Genomic DNA, 24,501 nt, shown 5'->3' with positions numbered 1-24,501 from the left:
AGACAGGTTGCTGTACTTAAATGACCAGGATCTGCGGGCAGTGGGCCTGAATTGGGCTGCTCTTGCAGAATCAGCAGAAGCTGCGGTGCACCTCATTCATACCGGTGATTATGTGCAGCCGGTAAAGCCCTACCTGAGGTACAAGAATCCCCGTAACCGGATCATTGCCATGCCGGCTTATGCCGGGGGGAATGTCAATACAGCCGGGATCAAATGGATTTCCAGCTTCCCTGACAATATCAGGTCGGGTCTCCCGCGTGCGCATAGTATCATCGTATTAAATGACCAGGGTACGGGCCAGCCCTCAGCTATTCTGAACTCGCCGCTTCCGAGCATCGTCAGAACGGCTTCTGTCAGCGGGCTGATGATCCGCCATGTGCTGCAGAGCCGTTCAATGGAGCGGATTCAGCTTGGCATTATCGGCTGGGGGCCTATCGGGCAATATCATTGTCAGATGGTTATGGCTCTGTTCGGAGACCGGATTGAACGGGTCCGTATCTACGATATACGGGGAGCAGACTTGTCAGGAATTCCATCTCCATACATGGAGCGGATGGAAGTGGCAGAGACGTGGGCGGATGTCTACTTGCATTCTAATATTCTTATCACCTGTACAGTGCCCGATCACCGGTATATTGATATTCCCCCCGCCAAAGGCATGCTGCTGCTGAATGTTTCACTGCGTGATTACAAGCCGGAGGCGCTGGCTTCACTGAAAGCGATCATCGTCGACGACTGGGAGGAAGTATGCCGGGAGAATACGGATATCGAGCAGCTTCACCTGGAACAGGGGCTGACCCGTTCCGGAACACAGACGCTTGCCGATGTCGTCTGCCGCCGCAGTCTCAGTACATTCGCCGCCGATGATCCAATCCTTTTCTGTCCGATGGGCATGGCTGTTTTTGATATCGCTGTGGCGGTGCATTATGTTAAAAAGGCGAGAGAAATGGGGATTGGGACTGAGCTGGCTTAAACGGTGAATGTCCTGGATCTATGCATAATTTCGTCCCCTCCAGCAAATACCAACAGGAGGGGGATGGATGCCGCATGGAACAACAACAAACAGCCAAAGAGCATAATGAGCCAGAGAGATTGTATCCGGATCTTGCGTTCAACGTAGAACGGATGGAGCTGGAGTTTCTGGGTTGCTCTGATATTATGTACCGGAATTGCAGCATTGACGGGACCAACCGGGCAACACTGATCTATGTGGACGGGATGTGCGATACGCATGCCGTGGATGAATTTGTGCTGCAGCCGCTGCTGGAGCATTTCCGCAGAAGCACTAAGGTCAATGAAGGCAGAGAGGCAGAGCTGAAAGAGGTCTTTATTCCGACGCTGCAAATCCGCATAGTCTATGATACGAAGGAAGTCATCCAGGCCGTTCTGCGCGGGGAGACGGTTATTTTCACAGAGGGCAATGCTTTTGCGATGGTGGCCAGCCTGATCAAGATGGAGAAACGTTCGATTGAGGAGGCTACTTCGGAGAAGGTTGTCCGCGGCCCGCGGGATGCATTCATGGAAACGCTGCGGACCAATACCTCCCTCCTCCGGCGGCGTATCCGCTCCTCCAAGCTGAAGCTGGAAAGTATGACACTCGGCAGTATCACGGAAACGGATATTGTAATCGGCTATATGGAGGGTATCGTCAAGGAGAGCCTGATCAAGGAAGTGAGAGCCCGTCTGCAAAAAATCCAAATTGACGGGATCATTCATTCCAGCAATATCGAAGAATACATTGAGGATAACGTGTTCTCGCCTTTTCCGCAGATTCAGAATACCGAGCGGCCCGATGTGGCGGTCTCCAGCCTGCTGGAAGGCAAGGTTATTATTATTACGGACAACACGCCGTTTGTGCTCATCGTTCCAATGACCTATTGGTCCGGGCTGCAGGCTGTAGATGATTATACCGACAGATTTATGTATGCCTCCTTTGTGCGCTGGATCAGATATACCTTCGTCCATACTTCACTTTTGTTGCCTTCCCTTTATGTGGCATTGACCACTTACCATCTGCAGGTCGTGCCTACACCGCTCGTGGTCAGTATTGCCTTTGCCAGAGAAGGCGTTCCACTTCCGGCAGTGTTTGAGGCTCTGATTATGGAGTTTATCTTCGAGGGTCTGCGTGAAGCAGGGATCAGGCTGCCCCAGCAGGTAGGGCCTGCGGTGAGTATTGCCGGAGCCCTTGTTATTGGACAAGCGGTAGTAGCTGCGGGAATCATATCTACACCCATGGTAATCATTGTGTCTCTGACGGGGATCGCTTCTTTTGCTTTTCCGCTGTATAACCTGGGAGCTGCCTACCGGATGCTCCGGTTTCCTCTGCTCATTGCCGCCGGAATTCTCGGCTTCTATGGAATTGTATTGTTTCTGATTATGCTTTCGGTGCATATGGTGACGCTGAAGCCGTTTGGGATACCTTATATGGCGCCTTATGCGCCGCTGTCTATGGAGAATCTGAATGATGTGCTTGTACGTGCACCCAAATATAAGATGCGCAGGCTGATGCCATGGCTGGCCAATGGCAAGACTGAGCGGTTCCCCAAACGCACCAAATAACCGGCAGGAAGGGACGGGGGCATATGTTCAGGAAAATAAGCTCTGTGTTCCTCGCCTTATCCCTGATTCTGACCGGCTGCTGGGACCGTCAGGAATTGAACGACCAGGCGATTGTCCTGGGCTGGGGCATGGACTTGATGGAGAACGGAGAATATCTGGCTACGGCCAATCTTGTGCTGCCGCTGGTATCCAAATCAGGCGGTCAGGAAAGCGGAGGACAGAGCAGCACATCCGGGTTCATGACCGAAAGTGCCTTCGGCAAGAACAACAGGGATGCCGAACAGAATATGCAGAGAAAGCTTTCGCGGGTACTGTTTCCGGGACACCGGCGGAATATCTTTATCGGGGAGAAGCTGGCGGAGAAGGGGGTCTTCTCCATCATGGACGAGTATGGCCGAAGCCCGATGGTCCGCCCGCGGTCGAATATTTTTGTTGTCAAGGGCGGGACTGCGCAGGAGGCGATGAGCATTGCTTATCAGCTTGAAGCCAATCCGGCAATTGCCGTGCAGAAGATTCAGGAGAAAAGCGGGGCACCCATCAGCCGCTCACTGCTGGACTTCTTCATCATGGCCAATGGCACCGGTTGCGGCGTCATGCCTGCACTCTCGATTGAAACTCCGGAAGTAAATACGGACAAGAAGACACCGGAGGACAGCCCGCCGCAGACGACCTTAAGTTTATACGGGGCGGCTGTTTTTAATGAGAAGCTGAAGCTGGCGGGATATCTGAATTATGATGAATTCTGGGTCAGACTCTGGATTACGAACCGGCTGGCCTTCCGGAATTTCACTACAATTATCAACTCTATTGATGCTGACAAGCCGGGGGGAGCGGCAGCGGATGCCCTCTCTGGAGCAACCAGAGGCAAGACCGTGAGCATTAATGTGGACACCTTCAAGAGTCAAATTACGCCGGTTATGACCGGAGCTCTGCCCAAATTCCGGATTCTGCTGGAGGGAAAAGGGTTCATTGAAGAGAATAATTCACCGCTGAATCTCTCGAGGCCGGACAATGTGCAAAAGGTCGAAGCCCGGATGAATCAATACCTTGAAGCGAGGATTAAGAAAGTCTTAACCAAAGTGCAGAAGGATTTCAAATGCGATATCTTCGGTTTCGGAGATACGATTCATCACCGCCATCCTTATCAGTGGAAGAAGCTTGCTGCGGATTGGGATACGATCTTTCCGGATATTGATATGGACGTTACCGTTAAGCTGAACCTCACCGGAACAGGCCTGACAGGACAATCGCTGCTGCCAACGAGAGACGGCGGTGAAGGGAAATGAAGATCAACAACCGGCAGCTGTTCTGGATGATTATGATGCTGGAAATCGGGATCAACCTGCTGATTTCGATGACAGCAACGATTCTTTATGCCAAGCAGGACGCCTGGATTTCCTACATTCTGGCTGGAGGCGCGGGTCTGGTCATTACCTATATTGCGTCCAAGCTCAGCTCCCGGTATCCCCGGCAGACCTTGATAGAGTACAGTGTGACTATTCTGGGAAAATGGGGCGGCAAGCTGATTGTCATTCCGTTCATTCTCCAATGGTTCTGGGTGATCAGTCTCATTCTGCGCGATGAATTCTTGTTCATACGCTTGAGTGTCCTCTATAAAACACCTGCCTGGGTAGTCATCGGAACGATGCTGGGCGTAGTTATATACACGGTCTATCATGGAGGCATTGAAGCCATCGGCAGAGTCAGTGAGCTGTGGGGGCCGATTCTGATGATTATTCTTGCGCTCACCTTTGCGCTCACCATCAATAATCTCAATGCGCCGATGCTGCTGCCCGTATATGCAGATACCGGACCGGGACCAATCCTGCAAGGGGCCCTGGCACCGGTCTCGCTGCTGGGCGAATCCGTTCTGCTCATGATGCTGTTTCCCTTTGTGGAGCATCCCGGCAAAGGAACCCGAAAAGCGGTGCTGCTGGGAGTGGCCTTATCCTCGGTAATGCTGCTGTTTGGCGTATTGTGGGTCATTATGACCTTCGGTCCGGCTGTAAGCGGAAGGCTGCAATTTCCTTTTTTTGAGATGGTCAAGCTGGTCTATCTGATGGAGTTTATTCAGAATATGGATATATTTGTGATGGCGGTGTGGCTGGTCTGCATATTTGTCAAGCTGTCCATCTATATGTTCATTACCAGCTATGGCGTGGCCCAGTGGACCGGCAAGACCGGCAGCTGGAAAAAAATATCCCTGATCGTAGCCGCAGTCTCGTTTATCCTCACCATGCTGGTGATCATTCTGAATCCTCCGGCCGGGCTGCTGCTGAAAGGGGTATGGATCCGTTATGTGCTGCCTGTGAATATGATCGGAATTCCGCTATTCCTGTGGCTGGTTTCTGCTGTGAAAGCAAACCTTCATACAGATATCCGGCGCTAGTCTTACTGCGAAGAAGAGAAACGCAGTAAAATCCAATAAGATTGAACAAAGTCGCGAAATTTGCGACTTTTTTGTTTTATTTACGTATATGTATCTCTATATAGACTTAAATACGTAAAAAGGAGCGATGCATCTTGAATTTCATGAATGGGGATGGGAATAATCCGATCCCGGGACGCAAGCTTCCCGAGCTGAAACCGGGAATGTACAAGAAGATTGGATTAGGGGTAGCCGCTGCCGCTGTGTTGATTTATATTGGCGGAACTTCATTCTATACCGTGCAGGAGCAGGAACGTGCAGCTATCCTGACCTTCGGCAAATACACCAACGAGTCCTCGGCAGGACTTCATTTCAAATGGCCTTATCCAATACAGGAAGTGATAACAGTGCCTGCGGAGCTGACCCAGCGGATACATATCGGGTACCGCCAGGAGGCAGATGGAGCTGTAGCTGTTGAAGATGAGGCGATGATGATTACAGGCGATGAGAACATCGTATCTGCCGATGCTGTAGTACAGTGGAAGATCAGCAATGTCCGCAATTATCTGTATAACATTGATGACCCGGACAAATTTCTGCGTAACTCGGCCAGCTCCTCCATCCGTGCGGTCATTGGTTCCGAGAAGCTGGATTATGCCATTACAGACGGAAAGACGGTTATTCAGGATAAGGTGCGGGTGCTGCTCGTCGATCTGCAGAAGAAATACAACACCGGTATTCAGATCATTGATATCAAATTCCAGGATATTGAGCCGCCGAGCGGTCAGGTAGAGGAAGCCTTCCGCGAGGTTACCAATGCCCGTGAAGAGAAGAACACGAAGATTAACAACGCCAAGAAATATGAGAACGATATCATCCCTAAGGCACGCGGTGAAGCGCAGGCGCTGATTGAGAGAGCCGAGGGCGAGAAGAAATCACGTATCCTGAATGCGCAAGGCGATGTAGCCCAGTTTAACGCCATATTTGCCGAATATAGCAACAATAAGAGCGTAACCGAAAGCCGGTTGATTCTGGAGACACTGGAGACTATATTACCTAGCGCCAAAATCTTCATTACCAACTCGGATAGCGATACTGTGAATTATCTGCCGCTGAATGAGCTGATGCGCAGCACTCCGGTTAGCCCGGCAGCTTCGGCCACGCCGCAAGGAGGAGATGCAGAGTGACAAGAAACCAGATCATCGGACTGATATCAACTATTGTTCTAGCTATTCTGCTTGCAGGCTCTATGTATGTAGTGAAGGAGGGTGAATACAAGGTAGTCCTGCGCTTCGGTGAAGCGATGCGTACCGTTGAGGAGCCTGGACTGAGGCTGAAAATCCCTTTTATCGAGAATGTCTCAGCTCTCCCCAAGTATCAGATGACATACGAAAGCTCACCCACCAGCATTCTGACGAAGGACCAGAAGCCGATTGTGGTTGATAACTATACCGTCTGGAGAATTACCAATGCCTCGCAATTCCTGAGAACCGTACAATCGGTAGGCGGCGGGATTCAGCGTATTGATGAAGCGGTATATAACTCCGTGCGGCGCAAGCTGTCGGAAGTCAATTATGAGAATATTATCAGTGAAGACACCGGACGGGGCAATATTAACGATGAGATCACCAATGATGTCATTGCCGCCTTAACCCGTGATAATTACGGGATTGAAGTGATTGACGTACGGATCAAACGTACGGATCTGCCGGAGGAGAACAAACAAAGTGTGTACAACCGGATGATTTCGGACCGCCAGTCCATTGCCGCGCGTTATCTGTCCGAAGGTGACGAGGAATCCAAGAAAATAACCTCCAAGGCCGACCGCTCCTCAAGAGAGCTGATGGCCCAGGCCGAAGCTGATTCTAAGAAAATCATTGCTGAAGGAGAAGGGGAAGCCGCCAGAATCTATAACCAGGCCTATGGAAAGTCTCCCGAGTTCTATAGCTTCTATCGTACGCTGGAGAGTTATGTGACCACGCTGAAGAATGAGCCGGTTATTATGATACCGATTGACTCGCCATATGCCAAAATATTGATGGGGCAATAACCTCATCTGATCTATTGGCGGGATGTAAATATGAGAGGCCCATGCGGTTTGCGCATGGGCCTCTTTGATATGCTGCTGAGTGTATTCACCTATTTTTATTCACAGCCTACGCCGTCACCATCCCGATCCAGTTTGCGCGAGTACCCTGGTTCTCCGGCACGGATGGGGTCAGCTCCTGCCGCCCGAACAGCATCACAATTCTTGTAATATACATCCTGGACAGGTGCTTTAGTGGCCGCAGGTTTGTTGGTAGCCTTGGGCTTGGTTGTGGTGACGGGTTTGTTGGTGGCTTTGGGTTTGGTTGTGGTAACGGGTTTCTTAGTTGGAACAGGTTTCTGTGTGGGAATGGAGGCAAGTGTATTTCTTGAGACACCCGGCTCCTCTGTTGCAACAGACTTCGTAGTGGCCGCAGGAGCTGGTGAAGGTGAGGGGGCTGCGGCGCTTAAAGTCTGATCTTCGGTTTTGGGAATAATAACGATTGCAATAATGAAACAAAGGAGCAGCTGAATACCTGCGTACTTTGAAACCTTCTTCCGGTTACGGTGATCCTCATTCCCCCACCAGATTACTTTCTGAGGGAAGATCATTCCGAATAACCAGACAGGGATGGCGGCGAGGGCAAGGAAAAGGAAATTGAAGGCGATTACTACAAGGAAAGGGAAGGATAATAGCAGGAGGATTTCAAACAAAATAACAATTGCACTAATGATGAGAGCTTTTTTTGAACGTGACATAATAAACCCCTTTAATGTATTAGTTGACTCCAATTAGTTTAACAATTAAAGGAAGTTTTTTCTATATAAAACGACCCCATCTTTCGACAAAAATGCAAACGATTTTGGGGGTTATTTTGATAGAGAATTACACGAATGTCCATGCTATACTGATGGGGTGTCTTCAACTATCCCTCATTATAGAATCAAAAGGGGATATCACTTATTTTGTAAGGGGTATGTTATGCTTGTTAATTTGCTCATCAATTTTTCATTGCTTACTACGTTTATCTTTTTCGGGGATATGATATTGGCCCTCTTAAAAGGAAAGCGGGCGTTCTCCAAGCTTCAATTACATGCTTTATACGGAATCGGGTTTGGACTGTTTGGCATTGTTCAGCTGTATTTTGCTTTTCCTTTAGGCGATGGCACCATTATAGACTTCCGGCAAGTCTCAATCCTGGCATCCACATATCTTGGCGGGCCTGTTACCGGGATGATTTCGACAAGTTTAATTGCTTTGTTCCGGCTTTTTTTCCTTGGTCAAATTAATGAAGCGACCCTGTTGGGTGTTGTAAATATCGTGATTACTTTTCTGGTGGGCGTTTTTGCTTTTTCGCTTAAAATCCCCGCATTTTACCGGTGGCTGGCTGCAGCTTGCGGTATGGTCATACTCTCCACCTGTATACTGCTTCCGCTGGTAGGCTGGACTAACATAGGCACGATTCTTTTATTTGACATGATCTGTTTCATGGCATGCCTGTTTAATTATCTGCTCATTAACCACCTGGAGAAATCCCATGACGCATTAGAAATGTTTAAAGAGGCGGCAGAGCGGCGGGATTTTCTTACGGGACTCCATAATCCCCGGTCCTTTAATCTGATTTTCAAAAAAACGGCGGAAATAAGCGCGCTCCAGAATGAACCGTTCTCTCTGCTGTTAATAGATATCGATCATTTCAAGGTTGTTAATGATACATACGGGCATGCGGCCGGAGATGTGGTCCTGTCCAAACTCGCTGATATTCTCCAGTCCGGTATCCGTATACGCGATTATTGTGCGCGCAAAGGAGGGGAAGAGTTCGCGGTTCTGCTTCTGCGGTGTACGGCGGATAAGGGCATTACGGTTGCCGAGAAGCTGCGTTCCTCGGTTCAAGACAGCATCTTTGTACTCCCTGACCAGTCCCAGCTAAGGATAACGATTTCTGTAGGGGTTTCTTCTTTTCCGGAATCTGCCCCGGCAGAAATGCTGGAGAAAGCCGACGAAGCTCTATATGAGGCTAAAGGAAAAGGCAGAAACCAGGTATGCTATGCTGAAGCGCGTCTTACATAAACTCGGTGATCAGTCAGGCGGTTAACGGACGGGCGTATAGTGGAGCACCACGACGCCGGAGCCGAAGGTTGTGGTTCCGCTCAGCTTCAGATCCAGCCGGTCACGGATTTCCCCCAATAACTTAGGACCGTGTCCGGCAACAATTGGCTGTACCAGGAAGTGATATTCATCCACCAAGTCTAGCCCTGCCAGAGTGGAGCCCAGGCCGGGACCGCCGTTAACGATCAGGCTCTTTCCTTCTGCCGTAAGCTGCTGCACTTCCTCTAATACGGTCCCCGTTAGCAAAAAAGAGTTCTGCCACGACAAGTGATCCAGCGTCCGCGAGAAGACATACTTGGGTTTCCGGTCGAGCTTATGTGCAAAGTCGACCATAAATTGGGGTCCTTCACCGCTAATAGCAATGGCTGGCCAAGCGCCTTCCATCAGCTGGTAGATTTTACGTCCCATAAGCAGGCCATCGGCCTGGTCCATCAAATCCGCCGTATACTGGTGGAGCTCCTCATCCGCTATCACCTGCGTGTGGTCGCAGCAACCGTCCAGTGTCACATTCATCTGCAGAATTACACGTCCCATATGCAGCCTCCTTATGTTACATTTTAGCCCGCTAAATACAGCTTTAGTTTAACGGACGAGGGGGGATTAAACAAATCCGCCCTTTAGCATAATTATCAGATTAACAGCTATTGACAATCTGCTACTATGTGTTACTATGTAGTGGTAGTAAGTAATACTGAATACCAGTCATACAGAGTAGTGAGGAGGAATTGTGCTGGATAATCTGACAGAAATGCTCAAGGGAGTACTTGAGGGCTGTGTCCTTGAAATTATAAGCCGCAACGAAACCTACGGTTACGAAATCACAAGGCAGCTGAATGCCCTCGGCTTCACCGATGTTGTAGAGGGAACGGTGTACACCATCCTGATCCGGCTTGAGAAAAGCCAGCTGGTCGATACCACTAAGAAACCTTCGGATATGGGGCCGCCGCGAAAGTTCTTCGCGCTGAATGATGCGGGGCGTGAGGAGCTGCAGAAGTTTTGGGGGAAATGGGAGTTTGTATCATCCAAAATGAACGAGTTAAAGGAGAGAAATCAATGAATTTTTGGGATAAGATCACCGGCAGAGATATGACCAAAGAATTCCAGGCTTTTGAGTTGCGGGTAAAAAAGCTCCCGCCTGATTATCAGACGGCCTGGGAAAAAATTAAAGCCGAGCTTTGGCCGCATTCTGATTTCACCGGCCGTAACCTCATGCCCATTCTTGACGGTGTGCTTGGCCTGCTGGAAGAAACGGCGGCGGACGGCCAGAATGCCCGGGAGGTATTAGGTGATGATATCCGGGGCTTCTGTTCAGCGCTGGCGGGTGAAGAAGGGGCAAAGTCTTACCGCGACAAGTGGCGCCAGCAGCTTAATGATAATATTGCCCGGAAATTAGGGAAGTAGGAGGAGGATACAATGAAAATACGGGATATGATCGAGGGGAAAAAAGAGTGGCGGGCGCATGTTGCGCGTGTCAAAGCACTGCCGCAGGATTACCAGATTGTCTATAAAGAGCTGCAAAAATATCTGTTTAAGGTCGGTCCTGTGGAGCTGACGGAGGGGAATGGCTTGCTCTCGGGGATTGTCGATCTTTTTGAGGAGGGCGCTGCACTGGGGAAAGGGGTGCTTGAAGTGACGGGCAATGACGTAGCGGCGTTCTGCGACGACCTCATCAAAGATTCCAAAACCTACGCTGATCTCTATCAGGAATCTGTGGACCAGGAAGTAGCCAAGGCCATGAAAAAGGCAACGGACTAAACAAAGTGAACGGGGGAAGCAGAAATGGGCAATGCCATTGAAGTGAAAGGTCTGCGAAAGTCCTTCAATAATATAGAAGTTCTGAAGGGCGTCGACTTTGAGGTGCGGAGCGGCGAAATTTACGCTCTGCTCGGTTCCAACGGTGCGGGGAAGACAACAATTGTCAGAACCCTAACTACGCTGCTGAAACAGGATGGGGGAAGTGCAACCGTAAACGGCTTTGATGTCGCATCGAAGCCTGATCATGTACGCCAGTCGATCAGCCTGACCGGACAATTTGCTGCCGTGGATGAGATATTGACCGGGCGGGAGAATCTGATCATGATCGCCAGGCTCCGGCACCTGAACCATCCGCTTCAGCTAGCAGACGATCTATTGAAGCGGTTCGGCCTGACTGAAGCCGGGAGCCGCAGAGTATCAACCTATTCAGGCGGGATGCGCCGGAGGCTCGACATCGCCATGAGCCTTGTGGGAGAACCGCAGCTTATCTTCCTCGACGAGCCGACCACCGGACTTGACCCCGAAGGGCGGATCGAAGTCTGGAAGACAGTCAAAGAGCTTGCCGCTAAGGGCACGACTGTATTTCTGACCACGCAGTATTTGGAGGAGGCCGAACAGCTGGCCGATCAAATCGCTATTCTGCATGAGGGCAGGATTATTGCGAGCGGCACACTCACGGAGCTGAAGAAGCTGTTTCCGCCTGACAAGGTGGAGTACGTGGAGAAACAACCCACATTAGAAGAGATATTCCTTGCCATCACCGGTAATAGGGAGGGAAAGTAAAATGGAAATGACAGCGAGACACTTCTTCAGTGATATGAGCGTTATGCTTGAACGTTCCATGCGCCATATTATCCGCAGCCTGGATACCATCATCACAGTCACCATCACTCCGATTGCCATGCTGCTGCTGTTCGTTTATGTGTTCGGCGGGGCCATTCAGACCGGCACGGACAACTATGTGAATTACCTGCTGCCCGGCATCCTGCTGATTGCAATTGCCAGCGGCATCTCCTATACGGCCTACCGGCTGTTCATGGATATGCAGAGCGGCATCTTCGAACGGTTCCACTCGATGCCGATTGCGCGCTCGGCGGCGCTCTGGGGGCATGTGCTGACCTCACTCGTGTCCAATGCGATTTCGGTTGCCGTCATCATTCTTGTAGCGCTCCTTATGGGCTTCCGCTCTCCGGCTGGCGTATTATCATGGCTTGCCGTGGCCGGTATACTCGCACTGTTCACGCTGGCCCTGACTTGGATCGCGGCGATTGCCGGACTGTCCGCCAAATCGGTAGACGGCGCAGGCGCCTTTTCCTACCCGCTAATCTTCCTTCCCTTCATCAGCTCCGCATTTGTGCCTACTGAAACTATGCCGCGGGCTGTCCGCGCCTTTGCCGAGAACCAGCCGGTGACCTCCATAGTGGAGACTATCCGCGCCCTGTTGGCGGGGCAGCCTGCCGGACATGACATCTGGACTGCACTTGCCTGGTGCCTGGGGATACTGGTTGCCGCATATCTGTTTGCGATGCGCGTATACAAACGGAAGGCGGCGTGAACGGCTGCCCGGTTTCTGATATTAAAAGCATGGCGCCTTCCCGGACCTTCCGGGACAGGTGCCATTTTTATGTGCGGACTAGGTATTGTCCCGGCGTTTCAATTGCTGGTGTTCTTAGACGCCTTAGCTGCGGTTTTACCGTTTCATCGGCTTTCTGTGGCTGATTTCTGATAACTTGTCATGAAATCCTGCACATAATACAACATTTCCCTTCTGATATCGCCCCAAATCCGGAATTGTTGTATGAAATGCAGGATTTTACCTTTTTCAAGCGGCTTAGCCGAATTATTCTTGTATTTTATACAACAATCCTCCTGGAAACCTAACTATCAATGATCCAAAGTTGTAAAACGTACAACATTTATCTCTACAGTGTTTACTGAAAAGTCTCCATCCTGCTGCAGCGCCCTCTGCCCATATATATTCCGTGAATCTAGTGAGCTTAATCTATATTTTTCACCCTATCCATTGGTAATTCAGGTTATAATGACCATGTATATTGCAGGATATTGGGAAGGCTATTGCCACCAAGCCAGAGATTCTGTGATTTTACATCCCATTAACATGCTTCATATGTTCGCGTGATATAACTGAAACAATCGGTTATTGGAGGAGAAGATTAGATGAAGCTGAGTAAAGAGGAGAAATCATGGATTCTGTATGACTGCGGTAATTCTGCCTACTCGATGGCGGTGACTACGGCGCTTTTGCCCATTATCTTCGGCATGTTCACCACTGTGGGCAGCAGTATGGATTTGGGCTATTTCAATTCCATTGCCAGTATTCTGGTGGCGGTGCTCAGTCCGATCCTGGGGACGATTGCCGATTACAAGGACAGGAAGAAGCGCTTCTTTATCTTCTTCGCAGCGGTAGGCGTGCTTGCTACGGCTTCCCTGGCCTTCGTGTCACCGGATAGCGGACAATGGCAGCTGCTGATTGCTTTTTACATTCTGTCAGCGGTCGGGTTTGCCGGGGCTAATATCTTCTATGATTCCTTCCTGGTTGATATTACAGATGATGAGCGGATGGATAAGGTATCCACAAGAGGGTTTGCCTTCGGTTACATCTTCAGCTGTATTCCGTTCGGAATCAGTCTGCTGCTGATCTTCATGATGGGGATGGATAAGGCCATCGGCTATCAGATTGGATTCATCATCACTGCACTATGGTGGGGGCTGCTCACTGTGCCTATGATCAGAGATGTGAAGCAGCGCTACTATATTGAGCCTGAACCTAATCCGGTTGCAAACAGCTTCAAAAGAATGGCGAACACCTTCATGAATATCCGCCAGCACAAAATTGTATTTGTATTCCTGATTGCTTATTTCTTCTATATCGACGGGGTAGATACCATTATTAAAATGGTGGTGCCGTATGCGACGTCGGTGCTGGGCGGGGATTCGCTGGACACTTTCACCCTGCTGGGCATTCTGCTCATCATCCAGATCATTGCCTTTCCGTGTGCGATTCTCTACGGTAATCTGGCCAAAACCCACTCTGCCCGCAAGCTGATTATCTTCGGGATTTTCACTTATATCATTTCCTGTATTGCGGCTTTCTTCATCACCTCAGTGTGGCATATCTTTATTCTCGGCGCGCTCATCGGTTCGGCCCAGGGCGGCATCCAGGCGCTCAGCCGCTCGTATTTCGCCAAAATCATTCCGAAGGAGAATTCCAATGAATTCTTCGGCTTCTATAATATCTTCGGCAAGTTCGCGGCAATTCTCGGCCCGGCGCTGATGTCACTGACTACGACGTTAACGGGCGAGGCCCGCTTTAGCATTTTATCCATCATTCCGCTGTTTCTGATCGGATTCTTCATCTTCATCACACTACCTAAGGGGAACTGACATGGAACCGACAACGCCTCGCACGCCATTAGCTAAACATCTCATCGTCATTTCCTACGATGCCTTCTCGGAGGACAACTGGGAACTGGCCAGCCGGCTGCCCAATTTATCCAGACTGATTAAGCAAGGTGCCCACAGCAACCGCTTGCGGAGCGTATACCCCACACTCACCTATGTAGTTCATACCACCATCGCTACCGGCGTTCATCCGGACAAGCACGGCATTCACCACAACAATCCGCTGCAGCCGTTCGTGAAGGAGGAGGATCAGCGCTGGTTCTGGTTCCGTGAGGCGGTCAAGGTACCGACAATTTATGATGCTGCACGTAAGGCAGGGCTCAGTACCGCCGGACTCCTCTGGCCGGTTTCGGGCAAGTCCTCGATCCGGTATAATATCCCGGAAATCAGGGCGCTGAAAGGTGAGAATCAGGCACTTAAGGTGCTGAGAAGCGGCAGTCCCGCCTACTGCATCCGTATGGAGCTGAAATACGGCCGGATCAGGCAAGGGATTACCCAGCCTTATCTGGATGACTTTACAACGAAGTGTGCGATAGACACGATTAAGCGCAACAAGCCTAATCTGCTCATGATGCATCTGATTGACCTGGATGATGCCAAACATCTGTATGGGACAGACAGCGATGAGGTGAAAGAAGTCATCCTGCGCATGGATAACCGGCTGGGTGAGATCCTGCAGGCTGTGGAAGATACCGGGATCAGGCAGGATACGGTAATTATGGTGCTCGGAGACCACGGCCAGTTCAATGTGCGCTACAAAGTGCATTTGAACAAGCTTTTGCAGGCAAAGGGTCTGATCTATGAAGAGGGCGGCGTAATGAAATGGCGGGCATACTTCCAGTGCGGCGGAGGTTCAGCGTACCTGCATGTCCGGCCGGGAGACGAAGAAGCAGAGCGGCTCGCGCTCACGGCTATTGAAGAATGTAGGCAGAATGACATGTCAGGGGTTGAAAGCGTATACCACAGAGAGACATTAGACCGTCTTCATGCAAGCCATTCCACAAGAGTAATGCTTGAAGCGCGGCGCGGCTATTCCTTTGATGAGAGTCTGGAGGAGCAGCTGGTTGTCGATTTGCAGGCACATGGAATTCGTTATGCTACGCATGGTTATTCTCCTGACAAAAGCGGCTACCGGTGCAATTTTGTCGTCTCCGGCGGCATGATTAAACAGGACTATTCTATCGGCGACATCGAAATGGTCGATATTGCGCCAACGCTGGGAAGAATTCTGGGGATCGATTTCGGGCATGGCGACGGGAGAGTGCTGGAGGAGATTGTCCGGGAATAAAAAAGTGCAAAACCGGCAAAAGAGTCCGATTGTCTTCTATACCCGGATGAATTAGTGTAGACGGGAAAAGAAAGGTGGATGCCCGTATGATATTTAACTATTCGTTTGTACCCGCATTGGATAGCCTGTATGACATGGAACAGGGTTATGGCTTTGCCGCTGCGCCGGCAGGCTCGAAGAATGAGGAGCTCAAGGATTCATGGCCCGGAGATTATTTCTCTCCTGCGGTGCCGACACTGCTGATGGATGTGCCGAATGGCAATTACACCGTAACGCTGGAGATCGGTTCACCGGACACCTCCGCCGTTACTACCGTAAGAGAAGGACTCGGCCGGCTCAGACTGCTTGAGCTGAAGACCGGGCCCGGTGAGATCACCACCCGCAGCTTTGCTGTGCATGTCGAGGATGGTGTGCTCAAGCTGGCTTTCGGCGGTGCTGCACCAAGTGTGCGGCAGGTGACGGTTAACCGGGTAAGCTCCATCCCTACTCTATTTCTTGCAGGAGATTCTACCGTAACGGATCAGGCCTCGGGGCAATTCCCTTATACAGGCTGGGGCCAAATGATCGGATTGTACCTGGATGAAGACATTGCTGTGGCGAATCATGCACGTTCCGGCAGAAGCGCCAGAACCTTTATTGAGGAGAGCCGTCTGCTGCGGATAGCCAAAAGACTGCGCAAGGGCGACTTCCTGCTTGTACAATTTGCCCACAACGATGAGAAGGAAACAGAAGAAGGTGCGGGTCCGTTCACAACCTATCAGCACTATCTGAAGCAATATATTGATCTTGCGCGCTCAGCCGGCGCGTATCCTGTGCTTGTAGCGCCCATGCACCGGCGGTTCTTCGAGGAGGATGGGGCCATCCGGAATACCCACGGGGATTATATTGAAGCTATGAGGCAGCTGGCCGTCCGGGAAGCTGTACCCTTTGTGGATCTCGCTTCACTCAGCAAAGTATATTTTGAGGAGCTTGGTGAGGCTCGTTCCAAGCAAGTATTTCTGTGGGCGGAACCGGGCCAATATGCTAACCTTCCTGAGGGAGCAGAGGATAACACGCATTTCTCGGAAGCCGGGGCCATAGAAATGGCCAGACTGGTAGCGAAGGGGCTACAGCAGACAGAGGCGGACAAGCTCAAGCGGCATCTGATCAGCGATATAGGGGATTCCTTGATTTAAGTCAGATATTCGAGTTTATTTGTGTTTATTTATATTCAATAAAGTTCACTTGTGCTTTATAATGTTCAATATAATAGTTCATTTAAGTTATAACTACACCCCTATATGTCTGGAGAGCTGAACAGTGATTAGAAAAGCGAGTGTTATGCATGTTTATCCCGATGCTTATGAGGAGTACAAACGCCGTCATGATGAGCTTTGGCCGGATATGGCTGAAGAGCTGAAGAACCATGGCGCACATAATTATTCTATTTTTCTGGATGAAGAAACGGGCAGCCTGTTTGCTTACGTAGAGATTGAAGACGAAGAGCGGTGGGATCAGATGTCGCAGACGGAGATTTGCCGGAAGTGGTGGGTGTATATGGAGCCGTTAATGGAGACTAACCCTGACCACAGCCCGGTGTCCAAGAATTTGAAAGATGTATTCTACTTAAAATAACCGATAGCCAAGAGTGCCCTGTGATATTGCGGGGCACTTTTGTATTGTATAGCTTGCAAAGGGATCATGAAGTGCACCGCCGTTCGATCCGGGGAGGACATTCAAATAACAATGCCAAGCACGAAGCCGTCGTATCCTTTGCTGCCTACCGTCTGCAGTGCGGTGGCTTCTATTCGCGGCTCGGCGGAGAGCAGATCCATAAACTGACGGACACCTTGTACGCGGTCATCTGAACTGTTTGCCTGAATGACTTCACCATCACGCACTACGTTATCGGCCACAATTACCGCTCCCGGCCGGGCCAGCTTCAATGCCCATTTCAGATAATGGGGATTGTTCGGTTTATCGGCATCAATGAAGATGAAGTCAAAAGGGCCATGACCCCGGGCTTCAAGTGTCACCAGCGTCTCAAGTGCCGGCCCCTCAATCACCTCCGTTTTATCCGCTAACCCTGCCATTCTCAGATTATCCTCAGCGACGACTACGTGGTCATGCTCGAATTCGAGCGTAACCAGTCTTCCTGCTTCCGGCAACGCCCTTGCCAGCCAAATGGTGCTGTAGCCGCCCAGCGTGCCGATCTCCAGAATATTAACGGCACCTTTCATTTTAGCCAGAAGATACAGCAGCTTCCCCTGGTTCGGAGCAACATCAATCGCCGGTAATCCTGCACCTTCATTAGCGCCCAGAACGGCGTCCAGCACCGGATCTGCCGCCAGCAGCTTGTCATTGAAATACGCGTCAACCTTACTCCATTTGTTCTGTTCTTTCATGTGAATCCCTCCGTTTGGTTAAGTGTTGTATTGGATCTGTTTTAAATATAAGGTAAAATAATTCATAAAACTAATATATGTTTTTGTAGTTTGCATATAATTTGATTATGAATCGAGGCGATCTGCATGAACCTGCATGCACTAAGACTATTTTATTATGTTGCCGAGACGGGCAGCGTCACGAAAGCGGCTGCACGGCTCAATATCAGCCAGCCGGCGGTTACCAGCCAAATCAAGAAGTTCGAGAAGGATTTGGGGTTGCCTTTGTTTAACCCCAGCGGCCGCGGTATTTCACTTACTTCCTTTGGAACAGAACTGGCGAAGCAGGCAGGGAATCTCTTCACCTATGAGGAACAAATGGATGAATTTGTAGAAGACTACCGCCAGGGCAAAAAAGGGAAGCTGCGTATCGCCGCTACTTATCTGCCGGCTAATTTCCTGGTTCCCGGCTGGGCTGCCAGATTCAAAGCGGGACATCCAGGGATTGGGATCGAGATTACAACAATGAACTCCCAGCAGGCCTTTGAGCAATTGCAGCGGCATGAAGCAGACGTTGCCTTCTATGGGGGCGGAGCCAAGGAGAAACCGGAGGATGTCGAATGGCTGGAGCTTTTCGAGGATGAGCTGTGGTTCGTGGTAGCCCCTTCCCATCCCTATGCAGACCGTACGGTTTCACTGCCGGAGATGATGCAGGAGCCGTTCATTATGCGGGAGGAGGGCAGCTCAACAAGAGAGCGCCTTGTCTCGTTATGTACGACTTATGGCCTGAAGCCGCCAGAGGTCGCACTGCAATTCAGCGGACTGGGTGAAGCCATCCGTTCAGTAATCGCGGGGTATGGTGCAAACTTCATCTCCTCTCTCGCAGTGCACGAATATGTGGAGTGGAAGCAGCTCTCCCGTGTGCATGTGGAGGGGATTCACCTAAGCAACCATATTGCTGTCTGCACGCGTAAGAATGAATCCCTGCCTGCCGCGCTGCAGCAGTTTATTGATATCTGCCGCCAATGAGTAACAGATAAACAATAATTAAATATCATGTTTCAATCTAAATATATTGATAAACGATAAATTATGTGGTAAATTAAACTCACAATTCTGAAGTGAGGTGCTTTTACAATGAAACGCAAACCAGGGTCGACCACTTTTTTGAAGGCAGTGATTGTGCTGTTTGGATTGGCTGCACTTGCTCTATGTGTATTTGTAGTGCCGGAGATCGCGGGGTTTGCAGCAGAGCTGTATCCGGATATGGCTTACATACAGGCTCTCGTGATGATCGATCTGTACGGGGCGGCACTGCCTTTTTACATCGCACTCTATCAGGCCTTTAAGCTGTTAGGCTACATCGACCAGAACAAGGCATTCTCGGATACCTCTGTACAGGTGCTGAAGAATATCAAGAACTGTGCAGTCGCCATCAGCGGTATGTTTGTTATAGGCATGCCCCTGTTCTATCTGATGGCGGAGAGGGATGATGCCCCGGGGATTATCGTCATCGGAATGATCATTATCCTGGCTTCCATGGTGATCGCTGTATTCGCTGCAGTGCTCCAGAAGCTGTTGAACGAAGCTATTGAACTAAAATCTGAAAATGATTTGACAGTCTGAGGTGATGACCATGGGGATTATAATCAATATTGACGTGATGCTGGCGAAACGGAAAATGAGTGTAACTGAGCTTACGGAGAAGGTGGGCATAACGATGGCTAACCTGTCTATACTCAAGAACGGCAAGGCGAAGGCGATCCGGTTCTCAACGCTCGAGGCAATCTGCAAGGCATTGGATTGTCAGCCGGGAGATATATTAGAATACACTCCGGAAGCTACAGAATAAAAGGGAGCGGGGAACGAGGAGAGGACGATATTGAAATCATTGGTACGGCTGCTGCATTTCGGCTATCATCACGCGATGAGCTGCATTTTTCCCGTTGCGATCTTTGGAACCCTGATACTTACCAGTAAAGTAGAAGTGCCCTTCATCCACCGGTATGATGCCATTCTGCTGATCCTGCTGACCGTGCAGTACCTTATGTACCGCAGCGGGCTGGAGACCCTCGATGAGATCAAGGTAATCTGCGTATTTCATGTGATTGGTCTGGTGCTGGAGATTTATAAAATAAGAATGGGCTCATGGGCATACCCTGATCCGGGATACACGAAGCTGCTCGGGGTACCGCTGTACAGCGGATTTATGTATGCCAGCGTGGCAAGCTATATGTGCCAGATCTGGCGCAGGCTGAAGATGGACATGACCGGCTGGCCGGGGCTGGCCTCTGCGGGATTGCTGGGCGGAGCGATCTACCTGAACTTTTTCACGCACCACTTTATTCCGGATTTCCGCTGGTGGCTGACGGCGCTCGTGGTAATTGTTTTTTGGAGGACATGGATCATCTACCGGGTGCAGGAGCGGACGTACCGGATGCCGCTGACGCTGGCTTTTTTCATTGTAGGCTTCTTCATCTGGATCGCTGAGAATATCGCTACCTTCTTGGGTGCCTGGAAATATCCGGACCAGCATGAAGCCTGGCATCTGGTGGGCTTCAGCAAGATCAGCTCATGGTTTCTGCTAATTATCATCAGCGTCATTATTGTGGCTCAGCTTAAGCATGTTAAGGCAGGGCGTTCATAATTCAGGACGTTCATAATTCATAATCAGCACTCTTCACTAATCGGCTAAATGTGTCGATAATAATTCTAAACATTCACATTTAGGAGATGCTTATGGATAACTTGGCAGCATTGGTCGCAGCAGCACCTTTCTTCAAACAGATTCACGCACAGGATATTATGATCGGCATTACGGACCGGGAAATATTCCATTATTATGCACCCAGTAAAGTGCTGGATTTCGGCTTAACCAAAGGAAGTCCAGTTTCGCCGGATGATCCGTCCCTCGGCAATGCCCTGGCCGGACGCGCCACGACAAACCGTCTGTCACCTGAGCTGTATGGAGCAACTGTAATTTCTTCGGCAGTCCCGATTTACGGTACGGAGGGAGAAGTGATCGGGGCTTTCGCAATTGCCTATACGCTGGAAAATGAAGATAAAATGGAACAGCTGACGGAAAGCATTAATCAGATCAGCGGCCAGCTTGTGGATATGGTTCAGAATGTGGCGGCCCAGTCTCAGGAGCTGTCGGCGACAACCGCGCAGATTCTGGACAATTCCCGCAAGACGGTGGAAGAGTCCAAGCAGGTGAATAAGGTTGCCGGATTCATCCGGGAGATCTCCGAGCAGACGAATCTGCTGGGCCTGAATGCGGCGATTGAGGCTGCGCGGGTCGGAGAGCAGGGGGCAGGCTTCGGTGTGGTGGCGACAGAGGTCCGCAAGCTGTCGGTGCATACGAAGGAAGCTACGAAGTCGATTGAGGATTCTCTTAGCACGGTACAGCGCTCGATCCGGGAGATGGAACAGGAGATTGAGGCAATCGCCAAGTCTTCCTCGGCGCAGGCTGAGCTCGTTACCCAGTTCAGCGATGTCATTGAGAAGCTGAATGAGACCAGCGGTGAGATGGCCAGATTCATTTCATCCGTAATCCAATAAAATATCATAAACAAGGCGGCCGTTAGGTTAACGGCCGCCTTGTTGTATTCAGGAGGGCGTCAGGAATTAGAACTGCCCGGAGGATTGGCATTCAGGTGATCGATCTGCTGCTCCAACACTGCGCCAGCTTTGCCCAGAAACTGAGTAATCAGCAGGAGCTCTTCTTCCGTATATGAAGCAGCCAAGGCAATCATAGCCGAATGAAGTGTGGAATATGTCTCTATGACATCCGCTTTATGCTCATACAGCGGAACGATAATCACCTTGCGGCGGTCACCCGGGTCATTTTCTCTGCGGACATAGCCGGTTTTCTCCAGCCGGTCGATTAATGCGGTGACGCTGCCAGTAGTCAGTCCGGTTAGCTTCGACAGTTCTCCGGCGGTAATCGGACCTTTTTCACGCAGGATATCTACGGATATGAAGTCATTATTGTATAGTCCGAGGGCGGAGGCCACATTCTGCTGGTATTGTACTGTCCGGGTTCCCAGTCCGCGCATCAGCAGGGTGAATTGTTCCTGGAGCTCTGTCGGCTGAACGGGTTCTTGGCTGGACATGAGTAGTCCTCCTTAGGGAGAGATAGATAGCTTGGACGCGCCAAAATTGCATATTTAAGATGTTTGGCGGACGGGTTAATGATTCATTTTATTGTAGCGAATCGCATCATTATTTGCAAAAAGAGAATCTATCGGACAGTACTCCGCGTCCAGAAAGTGACGCCGTTCAGAGGGGAGGACATACTTACGCCGGTTCCGGCCTTCCCTGCGGATACCAGTGACAGACGGTTCCCGTCCGGCTGAAGTGTGAATAACTGCTCAATATGATAGACACCTGGCGGAGGTGCAGATTCGTAGAGGTTAAGGATTACACCAGCGGCAGTTATTGCAGTAATGTCTGCTTCATGTACACCTTCTACTCCATATTCTATTTGCATGGGCTTGCCGTTCTTCAACCCATAGGCATCCACTTTAACCGCGAAGCGTGCCGAGCCGAACCTGAATTTGCCGAAAGCCCGGACAGCAAAGTTACGGCAGGTTCTGTTCCGCAGCAGCGCAGGCAGACCTAATCTGCGCAGCACAGCAACAGCGGAGGTAGAGATGCGGGAATCGAAGCAGAGCCGGGTGGAAACAGATGGAACGCCTAAAGTTACAGGCAGAGTCTGCTGATCAGAGAAGGGAAAGCGGTAGGCTGTCCGGGTCCGCAGATCAAAGCCGAAGTCGGTGGACTTGCTCCCGGTGAAGCTTGAAGCCGTGCGCGCTTTGCCGTGTTCAGTAATCTCAAAGGCTGCACCCAGATTATCCACTGTCCACTCCAGTGCAGCTTGTCCGTGACTGTCTCCAAGCCCGAGCATTATGGAGATGTCAACGGACTCGGTATGCTCCAGTTCCTGCATGGCCCGTGCCGCGAGCAGGTTGGTCAGCCCTGGAGCCAGGCCGACACTCAGCAGGGCTGCAGCCTGGAGGCCATTCTTCACCGGGTCCAGCTTCTGCAGCTTGCTGAGGAACTCGCCGCTCGCCGAGACATCTACATAATGCGTGCCGCTCTGTAAGCAGGCTTCTGCCAGCCGGGTATCCTGCTGGTCCAGGCACATCACAACCAGCTTCACCCGTTCAAGCAGCCTCTGGTCCAGCGGCTCCTCTGCCGCCAGACGCAGCGGCTTCACATAACCGCCGGTACTCCGGGAGAATTCTTCGGCACGTTTCAGGTTTCTTCCCGCCGCATAGACCTTCCCGGGATGCTTCCCGCCAAGAAGCCGGCAAATCTGTGACCCGACATGACCATAACCGCCGATGACTATAATATCTGTTTTCATTGTATCTTCTCCGTCCTTGAATATTGAATGTAAGCTTACCCGCGATATAATAGGAATTATGTTTCATTATCGGGATTTCAAGGACGGGAGACCATCCCACATATGTGGGATTTAGAGAGGACACCAAGATGAACGAGGCGATGAAAAGCATTCTACAGCTGAACCCGGCCCGGGGCGGGAGAGCTATGAATTCACAGCAATACAGGGAAGCGGTTATTGCTAAACTCCGTTCTATTATCCCGTTTGCCGCGGCCTGCTGCACAACAGTAGATCCCCATACGCTTCTAACCACCGGGGCGGTCACGGAGCAGGGGCTCGCAGCTGTGCACTCTGTATTGTTCGAATATGAATATCTGCATGAGGATTATATGAAGTATGAGCACTTGGCTGAGGCGGAGCTTCCGGTAGCCTGCTTAAGCGGAGTTACCGGCGGAAGCCTTGAGAAGAGTCAGCGTTACCGCAAAGTACTGCAGCCCGCCGGGTTCGGAGATGAGCTGCGCGCAGCGCTCATGGCAGGCGGGGTCTGCTGGGGCTTCCTGACGTTATTCCGTCCGCTGGATAGCCTTCCGTTTCAAGCGCAGGAATGTGCCCGGATCGCTTCCGTTGCTCCGCTGATTGCTGCCGGACTGCGCAGTTACGCCACATCGCAGCCCGGCAAGGATTCGGACAGCGGGGCGCCGGAAGATAACGGAATTATGATGCTGAATGAGCAGCTTGTTCCGCTGAGTGCGAATGCAGCGGCGAATTATTGGCTGGAGCAGATGCGGCAGTTCGAACGTCTGGATGCGGGAGTATTGCCGGGGCCGGTCCGGGCCGTGTGCTTACGGGTCGTAGCGGAGGAGAGAGCTTCCGGTGCTGCCCCTTCAAACGCTAAAATATGCCTTCAAACCGGGGATGGGGCTTATCTGACCATTACGGCCAGCAGGCTGGACGGTCCGGAAGGCATGCTGGCCGTTTCTTTTGTAAATGCCAGATCCTCCGATGTATTCCGCTTGCTGGCCGATGCCTTTACCTTAACCTCACGCGAGAAACAGCTTGCAGAGATGCTGCTGCTGGGGTTATCCACCAAGGAACTGGCGGAGTCGCTCCATATCTCTGCTTATACCGTTCAGGATCACCTGAAGTCAATCTTTGCCAAAGCAGGCGTGTCCAGCCGCCGGGAGCTGATCAGCAGGCTGCTGTCACGATAAGAAGAGCGGGGGTCCTGATGAATCATCTTAAAGATAGGATTAGACTTGT

General features: G+C 50.8%; 27 protein-coding genes. 22 read left to right on the top strand and 5 right to left on the bottom strand.

What is annotated here, in order from left to right:
* Positions 1-7: 7 nt before the first annotated feature.
* The 6 genes from NSU14_RS18495 (at position 8) to hflC (ending at position 6,977) form a co-directional block, all read left to right on the top strand.
* Positions 8-973, top strand: a complete 966-nt coding sequence (locus NSU14_RS18495; protein WP_336102194.1) for a 2,3-diaminopropionate biosynthesis protein SbnB — start codon at positions 8-10, stop codon at positions 971-973.
* A gap of 74 nt (positions 974-1,047) precedes the next feature.
* A complete protein-coding gene (locus tag NSU14_RS18490; protein WP_340946674.1) occupies positions 1,048-2,559 on the top strand; it encodes a spore germination protein in 1,512 nt (503 codons plus the stop codon).
* Positions 2,560-2,582: 23 nt separating this feature from the next.
* Positions 2,583-3,845 (top strand): Ger(x)C family spore germination protein, encoded by a 1,263-nt coding sequence (locus NSU14_RS18485; RefSeq protein ID WP_340946672.1) that lies wholly within the window; start codon positions 2,583-2,585, stop codon positions 3,843-3,845.
* The gene (locus NSU14_RS18480) at positions 3,842-4,948 is read left to right on the top strand and encodes a GerAB/ArcD/ProY family transporter (RefSeq protein WP_336102197.1); all 1,107 of its coding nucleotides are present in this window, start codon (positions 3,842-3,844) and stop codon (positions 4,946-4,948) included. The genes NSU14_RS18485 and NSU14_RS18480 overlap by 4 nt, the downstream gene beginning before the upstream one ends.
* 143 nt (positions 4,949-5,091) lie before the next feature.
* Positions 5,092-6,114, top strand: a complete 1,023-nt coding sequence (gene hflK / locus NSU14_RS18475; RefSeq protein WP_336102205.1) for an FtsH protease activity modulator HflK — start codon at positions 5,092-5,094, stop codon at positions 6,112-6,114.
* Positions 6,111-6,977, top strand: coding sequence for a protease modulator HflC (hflC, locus tag NSU14_RS18470; RefSeq protein WP_042135968.1), 867 nt, complete (start codon positions 6,111-6,113; stop codon positions 6,975-6,977). The genes hflK and hflC overlap by 4 nt, the downstream gene beginning before the upstream one ends.
* A 95-nt stretch (positions 6,978-7,072) precedes the next feature.
* Here hflC and NSU14_RS36015 read toward each other — a convergent pair whose 3' ends face one another.
* Positions 7,073-7,744 carry an excalibur calcium-binding domain-containing protein gene (locus NSU14_RS36015; RefSeq protein WP_445670052.1) on the bottom strand — a complete coding sequence of 224 codons (672 nt, stop codon included), beginning with the start codon at positions 7,742-7,744 and terminating at the stop codon, positions 7,073-7,075.
* 190 nt (positions 7,745-7,934) lie between these two features.
* Here NSU14_RS36015 and NSU14_RS18460 point away from each other — a divergent pair, with 190 nt between their 5' ends.
* On the top strand, positions 7,935-9,023 hold the full coding sequence (locus NSU14_RS18460; RefSeq protein ID WP_340946668.1) for a diguanylate cyclase: 1,089 nt from the start codon (positions 7,935-7,937) through the stop codon (positions 9,021-9,023).
* 21 nt (positions 9,024-9,044) lie between these two features.
* On the opposite strand, the gene NSU14_RS18455 is transcribed toward NSU14_RS18460, so the two are convergent.
* Positions 9,045-9,596 carry a dihydrofolate reductase family protein gene (locus NSU14_RS18455; RefSeq protein ID WP_042135972.1) on the bottom strand — a complete coding sequence of 184 codons (552 nt, stop codon included), beginning with the start codon at positions 9,594-9,596 and terminating at the stop codon, positions 9,045-9,047.
* A 214-nt stretch (positions 9,597-9,810) separates the two neighbouring features.
* On the opposite strand from NSU14_RS18455, the gene NSU14_RS18450 reads away from it, so the two are divergent.
* The 9 genes from NSU14_RS18450 (at position 9,811) to rhaM (ending at position 17,142) form a co-directional block, all read left to right on the top strand.
* Complete coding sequence (locus NSU14_RS18450; RefSeq protein WP_269323273.1) at positions 9,811-10,119, top strand: PadR family transcriptional regulator; 309 nt, start codon at positions 9,811-9,813, stop codon at positions 10,117-10,119.
* Positions 10,116-10,463: a DUF1048 domain-containing protein gene (locus tag NSU14_RS18445; RefSeq protein WP_042135976.1), complete on the top strand. Its 348-nt coding sequence runs from the start codon at positions 10,116-10,118 to the stop codon at positions 10,461-10,463. Before NSU14_RS18450 ends, NSU14_RS18445 begins: the two co-directional genes overlap by 4 nt.
* A 12-nt stretch (positions 10,464-10,475) precedes the next feature.
* Positions 10,476-10,817, top strand: a complete 342-nt coding sequence (locus NSU14_RS18440; protein WP_042135978.1) for a DUF1048 domain-containing protein — start codon at positions 10,476-10,478, stop codon at positions 10,815-10,817.
* A 24-nt stretch (positions 10,818-10,841) separates the two neighbouring features.
* Positions 10,842-11,600, top strand: a complete 759-nt coding sequence (locus NSU14_RS18435; RefSeq protein WP_076246773.1) for an ABC transporter ATP-binding protein — start codon at positions 10,842-10,844, stop codon at positions 11,598-11,600.
* A gap of 1 nt (position 11,601) precedes the next feature.
* Positions 11,602-12,372, top strand: coding sequence for an ABC transporter permease (locus NSU14_RS18430; RefSeq protein ID WP_340946665.1), 771 nt, complete (start codon positions 11,602-11,604; stop codon positions 12,370-12,372).
* 623 nt (positions 12,373-12,995) lie between these two features.
* Positions 12,996-14,222, top strand: coding sequence for an MFS transporter (locus NSU14_RS18425; protein WP_039308881.1), 1,227 nt, complete (start codon positions 12,996-12,998; stop codon positions 14,220-14,222).
* A 1-nt stretch (position 14,223) separates the two neighbouring features.
* Positions 14,224-15,528, top strand: coding sequence for an alkaline phosphatase family protein (locus tag NSU14_RS18420; protein ID WP_340946663.1), 1,305 nt, complete (start codon positions 14,224-14,226; stop codon positions 15,526-15,528).
* A gap of 86 nt (positions 15,529-15,614) precedes the next feature.
* Positions 15,615-16,703: a rhamnogalacturonan acetylesterase gene (locus NSU14_RS18415; protein ID WP_076246767.1), complete on the top strand. Its 1,089-nt coding sequence runs from the start codon at positions 15,615-15,617 to the stop codon at positions 16,701-16,703.
* 124 nt (positions 16,704-16,827) lie between these two features.
* Complete coding sequence (gene rhaM, locus NSU14_RS18410; RefSeq protein ID WP_076246765.1) at positions 16,828-17,142, top strand: L-rhamnose mutarotase; 315 nt, start codon at positions 16,828-16,830, stop codon at positions 17,140-17,142.
* A gap of 101 nt (positions 17,143-17,243) precedes the next feature.
* Here rhaM and NSU14_RS18405 read toward each other — a convergent pair whose 3' ends face one another.
* Positions 17,244-17,912, bottom strand: coding sequence for an O-methyltransferase (locus tag NSU14_RS18405; RefSeq protein WP_340946661.1), 669 nt, complete (start codon positions 17,910-17,912; stop codon positions 17,244-17,246).
* Positions 17,913-18,038: 126 nt separating this feature from the next.
* Here NSU14_RS18405 and NSU14_RS18400 point away from each other — a divergent pair, with 126 nt between their 5' ends.
* The 5 genes from NSU14_RS18400 (at position 18,039) to NSU14_RS18380 (ending at position 21,452) form a co-directional block, all read left to right on the top strand.
* The gene (locus NSU14_RS18400) at positions 18,039-18,920 is read left to right on the top strand and encodes a LysR family transcriptional regulator (RefSeq protein ID WP_340946659.1); all 882 of its coding nucleotides are present in this window, start codon (positions 18,039-18,041) and stop codon (positions 18,918-18,920) included.
* Between the two features lie 108 nt (positions 18,921-19,028).
* Positions 19,029-19,517 carry a DUF2975 domain-containing protein gene (locus tag NSU14_RS18395; protein ID WP_039308893.1) on the top strand — a complete coding sequence of 163 codons (489 nt, stop codon included), beginning with the start codon at positions 19,029-19,031 and terminating at the stop codon, positions 19,515-19,517.
* Positions 19,518-19,527: 10 nt separating this feature from the next.
* The gene (locus NSU14_RS18390) at positions 19,528-19,743 is read left to right on the top strand and encodes a helix-turn-helix domain-containing protein (protein ID WP_042135991.1); all 216 of its coding nucleotides are present in this window, start codon (positions 19,528-19,530) and stop codon (positions 19,741-19,743) included.
* 30 nt (positions 19,744-19,773) lie between these two features.
* Positions 19,774-20,538, top strand: coding sequence for a DUF817 domain-containing protein (locus NSU14_RS18385; RefSeq protein ID WP_076246759.1), 765 nt, complete (start codon positions 19,774-19,776; stop codon positions 20,536-20,538).
* A 92-nt stretch (positions 20,539-20,630) separates the two neighbouring features.
* Complete coding sequence (locus NSU14_RS18380) at positions 20,631-21,452, top strand: methyl-accepting chemotaxis protein (RefSeq protein WP_042135993.1); 822 nt, start codon at positions 20,631-20,633, stop codon at positions 21,450-21,452.
* Positions 21,453-21,511: 59 nt separating this feature from the next.
* Here NSU14_RS18380 and NSU14_RS18375 read toward each other — a convergent pair whose 3' ends face one another.
* Positions 21,512-22,006 carry a MarR family winged helix-turn-helix transcriptional regulator gene (locus tag NSU14_RS18375; RefSeq protein WP_076246756.1) on the bottom strand — a complete coding sequence of 165 codons (495 nt, stop codon included), beginning with the start codon at positions 22,004-22,006 and terminating at the stop codon, positions 21,512-21,514.
* Positions 22,007-22,134: 128 nt separating this feature from the next.
* Entirely contained in the window at positions 22,135-23,262 is a 1,128-nt protein-coding gene (locus NSU14_RS18370) for a saccharopine dehydrogenase family protein (protein ID WP_042135997.1), read from the bottom strand.
* 128 nt (positions 23,263-23,390) lie between these two features.
* Here NSU14_RS18370 and NSU14_RS18365 point away from each other — a divergent pair, with 128 nt between their 5' ends.
* A complete protein-coding gene (locus NSU14_RS18365; protein WP_340946654.1) occupies positions 23,391-24,452 on the top strand; it encodes a helix-turn-helix transcriptional regulator in 1,062 nt (353 codons plus the stop codon).
* Positions 24,453-24,501: the final 49 nt, after the last annotated feature.

This window comes from Paenibacillus sp. FSL R10-2771 (assembly GCF_038000205.1).
Lineage (GTDB): Bacteria > Bacillota > Bacilli > Paenibacillales > Paenibacillaceae > Paenibacillus_AQ > Paenibacillus_AQ phytohabitans.
The sequence above is the reverse complement of the archived record's forward strand: the minus strand, read 5'-3'. Positions and strand labels throughout refer to the sequence as shown.

Coding starts and splice junctions, on each gene's coding strand:
- NSU14_RS18490 (WP_340946674.1), top strand. CDS start 1,048: ATGGAACAACAACAAACAGCCAAAGAGCATAATGAGCCAGAGAGATTG.
- NSU14_RS18485 (WP_340946672.1), top strand. CDS start 2,583: ATGTTCAGGAAAATAAGCTCTGTGTTCCTCGCCTTATCCCTGATTCTG.
- NSU14_RS18480 (WP_336102197.1), top strand. CDS start 3,842: ATGAAGATCAACAACCGGCAGCTGTTCTGGATGATTATGATGCTGGAA.
- hflK (WP_336102205.1), top strand. CDS start 5,092: ATGAATGGGGATGGGAATAATCCGATCCCGGGACGCAAGCTTCCCGAG.
- NSU14_RS18460 (WP_340946668.1), top strand. CDS start 7,935: ATGCTTGTTAATTTGCTCATCAATTTTTCATTGCTTACTACGTTTATC.
- NSU14_RS18455 (WP_042135972.1), bottom strand. CDS start 9,596: ATGGGACGTGTAATTCTGCAGATGAATGTGACACTGGACGGTTGCTGC.
- NSU14_RS18450 (WP_269323273.1), top strand. CDS start 9,811: ATGCTCAAGGGAGTACTTGAGGGCTGTGTCCTTGAAATTATAAGCCGC.
- NSU14_RS18445 (WP_042135976.1), top strand. CDS start 10,116: ATGAATTTTTGGGATAAGATCACCGGCAGAGATATGACCAAAGAATTC.
- NSU14_RS18440 (WP_042135978.1), top strand. CDS start 10,476: ATGAAAATACGGGATATGATCGAGGGGAAAAAAGAGTGGCGGGCGCAT.
- NSU14_RS18435 (WP_076246773.1), top strand. CDS start 10,842: ATGGGCAATGCCATTGAAGTGAAAGGTCTGCGAAAGTCCTTCAATAAT.
- NSU14_RS18430 (WP_340946665.1), top strand. CDS start 11,602: ATGGAAATGACAGCGAGACACTTCTTCAGTGATATGAGCGTTATGCTT.
- NSU14_RS18425 (WP_039308881.1), top strand. CDS start 12,996: ATGAAGCTGAGTAAAGAGGAGAAATCATGGATTCTGTATGACTGCGGT.
- NSU14_RS18420 (WP_340946663.1), top strand. CDS start 14,224: ATGGAACCGACAACGCCTCGCACGCCATTAGCTAAACATCTCATCGTC.
- NSU14_RS18415 (WP_076246767.1), top strand. CDS start 15,615: ATGATATTTAACTATTCGTTTGTACCCGCATTGGATAGCCTGTATGAC.
- NSU14_RS18405 (WP_340946661.1), bottom strand. CDS start 17,912: ATGAAAGAACAGAACAAATGGAGTAAGGTTGACGCGTATTTCAATGAC.
- NSU14_RS18400 (WP_340946659.1), top strand. CDS start 18,039: ATGAACCTGCATGCACTAAGACTATTTTATTATGTTGCCGAGACGGGC.
- NSU14_RS18395 (WP_039308893.1), top strand. CDS start 19,029: ATGAAACGCAAACCAGGGTCGACCACTTTTTTGAAGGCAGTGATTGTG.
- NSU14_RS18390 (WP_042135991.1), top strand. CDS start 19,528: ATGGGGATTATAATCAATATTGACGTGATGCTGGCGAAACGGAAAATG.
- NSU14_RS18380 (WP_042135993.1), top strand. CDS start 20,631: ATGGATAACTTGGCAGCATTGGTCGCAGCAGCACCTTTCTTCAAACAG.
- NSU14_RS18375 (WP_076246756.1), bottom strand. CDS start 22,006: ATGTCCAGCCAAGAACCCGTTCAGCCGACAGAGCTCCAGGAACAATTC.
- NSU14_RS18370 (WP_042135997.1), bottom strand. CDS start 23,262: ATGAAAACAGATATTATAGTCATCGGCGGTTATGGTCATGTCGGGTCA.
- NSU14_RS18365 (WP_340946654.1), top strand. CDS start 23,391: ATGAACGAGGCGATGAAAAGCATTCTACAGCTGAACCCGGCCCGGGGC.